The sequence below is a fragment of the Rhodococcus sp. (in: high G+C Gram-positive bacteria) genome, from assembly GCF_049591685.1.
Taxonomy (GTDB): Bacteria; Actinomycetota; Actinomycetes; order Mycobacteriales; family Mycobacteriaceae; genus Rhodococcoides.
Genome location: NZ_JBAWFH010000468.1, coordinates 1 through 4,423 on the forward strand (window position 1 = coordinate 1; position 4,423 = coordinate 4,423).

The 4,423-nt window shown below is 63.6% G+C and carries 3 protein-coding genes and 3 pseudogenes; 2 read left to right on the top strand and 4 right to left on the bottom strand.

All coding sequences use genetic code 11. The features are described from left to right. Nucleotides 1–189: 189 nt before the first annotated feature. Nucleotides 190–1,155 (top strand): ferritin-like domain-containing protein, encoded by a 966-nt coding sequence (locus WBQ44_RS19370; RefSeq protein ID WP_495568295.1) that lies wholly within the window; start codon nt 190–192, stop codon nt 1,153–1,155. A gap of 44 nt (nt 1,156–1,199) precedes the next feature. Here WBQ44_RS19370 and WBQ44_RS19375 read toward each other — a convergent pair whose 3' ends face one another. Next, on the bottom strand, nt 1,200–1,805 hold the full coding sequence (locus WBQ44_RS19375) for a dihydrofolate reductase family protein (RefSeq protein ID WP_495568296.1): 606 nt from the start codon (nt 1,803–1,805) through the stop codon (nt 1,200–1,202). A 102-nt stretch (nt 1,806–1,907) separates the two neighbouring features. On the opposite strand from WBQ44_RS19375, the pseudogene WBQ44_RS19380 reads away from it, so the two are divergent. Next, nucleotides 1,908–2,120 (top strand): annotated as a pseudogene (locus WBQ44_RS19380) (LysR family transcriptional regulator); the annotation flags it as partial. Between the two features lie 138 nt (nt 2,121–2,258). On the opposite strand, the pseudogene WBQ44_RS19385 reads toward WBQ44_RS19380, so the two are convergent. From WBQ44_RS19385 to aqpZ, 3 genes and pseudogenes are all read right to left on the bottom strand, one after another. After that, nucleotides 2,259–2,684, bottom strand: a pseudogene (locus WBQ44_RS19385) (carbohydrate ABC transporter permease); the annotation flags it as partial. Nucleotides 2,685–3,059: 375 nt separating this feature from the next. Beyond that, a pseudogene (locus WBQ44_RS19390) lies at nt 3,060–3,218 on the bottom strand (ATP-binding cassette domain-containing protein); the annotation flags it as partial. A gap of 208 nt (nt 3,219–3,426) precedes the next feature. Continuing rightward, a complete protein-coding gene (aqpZ, locus tag WBQ44_RS19395) occupies nt 3,427–4,206 on the bottom strand; it encodes an aquaporin Z (RefSeq protein ID WP_495568297.1) in 780 nt (259 codons plus the stop codon). Between the last annotated feature and the right edge of the window lie 217 nt (nt 4,207–4,423).

A 4,423-nucleotide genomic window follows, 5' to 3' on the forward strand; every position in this document is an offset into this window, starting at 1 on the left:
CTCCCGGGTGGTGCCGTCGGGAAGGTCGACGACGATGCGCTTGCTCATCACTCGAGGCTACCGACTCGAAGCCGCAGTCGAATGTGCCGCACTGATTCGGAACACCGAAACCGAATCGAGACGCTACGCTTGCGTCGTCCGCGGGGGCGCCAACACCATCACCCCTTCAGGACGAGAGGTCCATCGCGCATGTTCGACAAGTCTTTCATCACCTCAGCCATCTCCCGAAGCTCGGAGAACGCACTCGATCGGCGGCGCTTCTTTCGGGCCGCAGGCCTCACCGGGCTCGGGGTGGGAGCAACGCTCGTAGCCGGCACCGGAGCAGCGTCGGCTTTCCCGACGGGATCGTCCGATGGCACGGGTAGCGCGGGCCCCGTGATGCCGGGCCAGGGGCCGTCGGACGCAGCTATTTTGAATTTCGCGCTCAACCTCGAATACCTCGAGGCCGAGTTCTACCAACGCGCAGTCAACGGAACCGGCCTGCCCGATAACCTTGTCGGTGGCGTCGGCACTCCAGGCGGCGTCACCGGAGGCAGGCAGGTGACGTTCGAGAGCCCCGTGATCGAGGCGTACGCACGAGAAATTGCGGACGACGAGCTCAAGCACGTGGCGTTTCTTCGTGAGGCGCTCGGCGGCGCTGCTGTCTCCCGTCCAGCCATCGACCTCGACGCCAGTTTCACCGCCGCCGCGATGGCAGCCGGACTGATCGGCCAGGGCGAGACATTCGATGTCTACGCGAACGAGCGGAATTTCCTGCTCGGCGCTTTCATTTTCGAAGATGTCGGCGTCACCGCATACAAGGGTGCGGCCCCCCTCGTATCCAACAAGACGTTCCTCGAGGCTGCAGCGGGCATTCTTGCTGCCGAGGCATACCACGCGGGAATCATCCGCACCAGCCTGTTCTCGCTGGGGCTCGAAGTACCTGCCAATGCAATCTCCGACGCGCGCGACAGCCTCGACGGGCCCGACGATCTGGATCAGGGCATCACTGTCGGTGGGGCCGCGAATCTGGTTCCATTGGACGCCAACGGTATTGCGTATTCACGATCCCCGGGTCAGGTACTCAACATCGTGTACCTCAACCCTGCACCGGTGACCTCGGGCGGATTCTTCCCCGCAGGAGTGAACGGCGAACTCAACACCAGCGGCGGCTGACCCCGGCGCCGACAACACCGTCTCGTCGGGCGGCCCACGGTTGTTCAGACGGTCATGTCGCCGGTCCGCGGGGTGCCTTCGGCGAGTAAGTAGCGAAGGTGCACCGCGCCCATGTGGTCGACGGTCGGCGGCTGCGCGAGCGAGAGATTGGTGGGCACAGCGCCGTGATCGAACAGCTTCTTGCCGACGCCGAGGACGATGGGGTAGACCCACAGGTCGAGACTGTCGAACAGCTTCTCGCGCAACAGAGTCTGCACCAGGTCGAGGCTGCCGACGACCTTGATGTGTTCATGCCGGGAGCGGATCTCGCGTACGGCGGCGGGAAGGTCGGGACCGAGGAGCGACGAGCCCGTCCACTCGAGTTCGGGCGTTCCGCGGGAGGCCACGTATTTGGGGATGCCGTTGAACAGCTCGGCGATGAAGCCGCCCTGGTACGGCCAGTAGGCAGCAAAGATGTCATACGTTCGGCGTCCGAGCAGGAGGGCGTCGGTACCCCGATACGCGGCTTCGACCTCGGCCCCGGTGGCCTCGTCCATGAGAGGTGCCTGCCACCCGCCGAACGGAAAGTTCTCCGGATCCTCCTCGGGGCCGCCGGGCGCCTGCCCGACGAAATCGAGGGTCGTGAATAGTTCGATGTCGATGCGTCCCATGAGGTGCTCCTGAGGGGGTAGTTGTCTCGGTACCGAAAATGACTCAGGAGCGCCGACGAACTCATCGCGGCCGTCGATGGTGGCGCCGTTCAGCCGTCCGAAATTCACTCTGCGTTCGTTGCTGTCGCCGAGGAGCTACATTTCGGGCGTGCGGCGGCTCGCCTCCATCTCACCCAGCCGTCGCTCAGCGCCCAACTGCAGAAGCTCGAGAAATCCCTCGGGGTACAGCTGGTGGCAAGAACGTCCCGAGAGGTGACGCTGACCGGCGCGGGACGGGAATTCGAAGCGCAGGCCCGCCTGATCGTTCGACAGATGGGCACCGTTGGTGCGAGATCGGTGGCCGTCGAGCTGTTCGACCCCGTCCCGAGCCTCGACCTGTACGCCGTGTGGCGAGCGGAGAGCACAATCCGGCGGTGAAGGCATTCCTCGATTCACTCGATGCAGGCCCGGCGGTCACTTCAACCCGGACCTGACGAACGCGTCGACGATGTGTCGCTGCAGCATGACGTAGAGCAGAAAGACCGGTAGGCACGCCATCCCGGCGACCGCCATCATCGGTCCCCAGTCGTTGCCTTCGGTTCCCATGAAGCTGCGGAGACCCACCTGGAGCACGGCGTTGCTGCGCTGCAGAACCACTGCCGGCCAGAAGTATTCGTTCCATGCGTTGATGAAGAGCAGAATCGACAACGCGGCGAGGGCCGGCCGGAGATTCGGAACGACGACGGTCCACAGAATGGACCACGAACTCCGCCCGTCCATCTCGGCGGCAGCGATCAACTCTTTGGGGAACCTCGCCATGTGCCGAAGCAGCAGCACCGCAAGCGCCGAGCACAGCGTCGGCACGACGACGCCGAGGAGCGTGTTGATCAGCCCGAGCTGGTTCGACGAGCGACCGAAGCCGTCGGTACGCCTCGGCCTCGCCGTCGTCGGCGAGGTCGCCGGAGAAGATCAACGCGTCGACCGCGATGTCGGATGCCGTTATCCGGTCGAGCCCGGTTTCGAGGTTGGCGAAGGTGTCGATGTGACCGCGAACCATGTTTCCCGGACCGACAAGATGGGTGTCGGTGAGGTGAATTGCGGTGAAATCCGGACGATTCACGATGTGGGGAGGAGTTGTGTCGCCTGTTCCCGGGCGGCCGTGAGCGTAGCCGAGGCGTCTGCACACTGATACACGATCGACTCGACGGCATCCATCATCGCGTCTCGTATCTGCAGATAATTGTTGCCAGGCATCGAAACCCATGGCTCCATGGTCTCCAGTTGAGCAACGCTTCGGAGAAGCGTCGACTTCCCACACCCGCTGGGCCCGAGTAGTACGAGGAATTCGCCGTCCGCGATGTCGAGGTTCACAGCCTCGATCGCATGTGTTTCGCCGGACCTCTTCGAGACCGTTCTCAGCTCGATTCTGCTCACTGCCAAACCCCTCACAAGCAATCCGATGATGCGGATACGGCAGCATCCAGGCGTGTCGGTGAGGTGAACTGCGCTGCTGTTCGAGGCTCCGCTAGGAAGAAGAAAGGGCTGCAGCCTGCGTCGATAGTTTTCTGCGATCGTGCGATAACGACAGTGCGCCATCGCGGTACTGCACGGCGTCACGAAAGGCCGGTACCGCCGGATTGGGCTATGTGGGGACGGGTGGGTTCGGGATCTGGTCGAGCTCGGGCTCGTTGGCGCCTTTGTCGAACACCAGCGGGTAGAGGATGCCGGCGATCAGTGCGCCGAGCAATGGGGCCAACCAGAACAACCACAATTGGCCGACGGCACCGTCACCGTTGAAGAACGCGACGGCGGTGGACCTCGCAGGATTCACGGAGGTGTTGGTGATCGGGATGCTGATGAGGTGGATGAGAGTCAGGGCCAGACCGATTGCGATTCCTGCTATCCCGGCCGGGGCTCTGGTGTCGGTGGCACCGAGGATGACGACGACGAAGATCGCTGTCAGCACGACCTCCGTGATCAACGCCGCCCACCACGCGTAGCCGGCGGGTGAGTGTTCGCCAAAGCCGTTGGCGGCCATATTGCCCTCGGCAACGAATCCCTCTTTGCCGTGCGCGATGGCGAAGATGATGGCACCCGCGGCCAGACCGCCGACTACCTGGGCGATGATGTAGCCGGGCACGTCTTTCCACCCGAACCGCCTGGCGAGAGCCGCGCCCAGCGTCACCGCCGGATTGAAGTGACCGCCGGAGATGTGACCGAGTGCGTAGACACCCGTCAGGACGGTGAGGCCGAACGCGAAGGACACCCCGAGGAAGCCCACTCCGACCTGGAACATCGTCCCGGTGTCGTCGTCCTGCGCGATCGACTTGGCCGCGAACACCGCTGTGCCGCAGCCTCCCAGGACGAGCCAGAAGGTGCCGAGCAACTCTGCCGCCAGGCGCTGCACATAATTGGGAGCCATACGGTGTTACCTCCGTGAAGTTCTGGTGATGTTCTGCGGGTCCGTCGGTCGTGGAGGGACTGCTCGAACTGTCGGCCACCTCCTACAGGACGACCGCGTCCTGATCAGTCGGTGCGGTCTTCGATCTGGCGGGATTCGGTTGGCGGCATACGGTAGCTCCGTTCGAGAAGAAAAGCCGGCGTCATCACTCGACTCGTTCATGGTGACCGAGTCCTGC

Coding starts and splice junctions, on each gene's coding strand:
- WBQ44_RS19370 (WP_495568295.1), top strand. CDS start 190: ATGTTCGACAAGTCTTTCATCACCTCAGCCATCTCCCGAAGCTCGGAG.
- WBQ44_RS19375 (WP_495568296.1), bottom strand. CDS start 1,805: ATGGGACGCATCGACATCGAACTATTCACGACCCTCGATTTCGTCGGG.
- aqpZ (WP_495568297.1), bottom strand. CDS start 4,206: ATGGCTCCCAATTATGTGCAGCGCCTGGCGGCAGAGTTGCTCGGCACC.